Origin of the sequence: Pseudomonas emilianonis (genome assembly GCF_023072625.1) — a bacterium.
GTDB classification, from domain to species: domain Bacteria; phylum Pseudomonadota; class Gammaproteobacteria; order Pseudomonadales; family Pseudomonadaceae; genus Aquipseudomonas; species Aquipseudomonas paraveronii.
The window spans coordinates 1-1,045 of the sequence record NZ_JAKNRV010000711.1; the positions used below are offsets into that span (position 1 = coordinate 1).

Genomic DNA, 1,045 nt, shown 5'->3' on the forward strand with positions numbered 1-1,045 from the left:
ACGGCCCGGACGCGAATGCCGAAGCCGCACTGTCGCGCTGGTTCAGCCGCGAATACCAGGCGGCCAACCCGGCGCAGATCGCCGCGCTGCGGGAAACCCTGGCGGGCAACGACCCCCAGGGTTACCTGACCACCTATGAACTGTTTGCGACCCAGGACATGTACCGTGCCGACGACCTCGCGGGGTTGCGCGCACCGACCCTGGTCGCCACCGGCGAACTCGACCCTGGCTCGACCCCGGACATGGCCCGGCAACTGGCCGATCGTATTCCCGGCGCAACCGTAGCGGTGCTGGCCGAGCAACGGCATATGATGCCGGTAGAGTCACCGCGCCTGGTCAACCAGTTGCTGCTGGGGTTCCTCGACACGGTGTACGCCCAAAACACTCCAATTAAGGGGATCGTTGCATGACACTCGCACGCTTCCAGATGTGCATCGGCGGTGAATGGGTCGATGCCCTGTCCGGCAAGACCTTCGACAGCCTCAACCCGGCCCTGGCCGAACCCTGGGCGCAACTGCCCGACGCCGACGAAGCCGACGTCGAGCGCGCCGTACAGGCCGCGCAAAGCGCCTTCGACAGCCCCGCCTGGCGTGGCCTCACGGCTACCGCGCGGGGCAAACTGCTGCGCCGCCTGGGTGACCTGATCGCGGAGAACAAGGAACAACTGGCCCAGCTGGAAAGCCGCGACAACGGCAAGCTGATCCGCGAAACCCGTGGCCAGGTCAGCTACCTGCCGGAGTTTTTCCACTATACCGCCGGCCTGGCCGACAAGCTCGAAGGCGGCACCCTGCCGCTGGACAAGCCAGACCTGTTCGCCTACACCGTGCATGAAGCCATGGGCGTGGTCGCCGCGATCATTCCGTGGAACAGCCCGCTGTACCTGACAGCGATCAAACTCGCGCCGGCCCTGGCGGCGGGCAATACCATCGTGATCAAGCCGTCGGAACATGCCTCGGCGACCGTCCTGGAACTGGCGCGCCTGGCCCTCGAAGCCGGCATTCCAGCGGGCGTGGTCAACGTGGTCACAGGCTTTGGCCCCAGCACC

At 66.3% G+C, this 1,045-nt stretch carries 1 protein-coding gene and 1 pseudogene; both read left to right on the forward strand.

The features are described 5' to 3' along the window. A pseudogene (locus L9Z73_RS31090) lies at window positions 1-410 on the forward strand (alpha/beta hydrolase); the annotation flags it as partial. Next, on the forward strand, window positions 407-1,045 hold a 639-nt coding region (locus L9Z73_RS31095), incomplete at its 3' end, for an aldehyde dehydrogenase family protein (protein WP_247408832.1). The pseudogene L9Z73_RS31090 and the gene L9Z73_RS31095, both read left to right, overlap by 4 nt.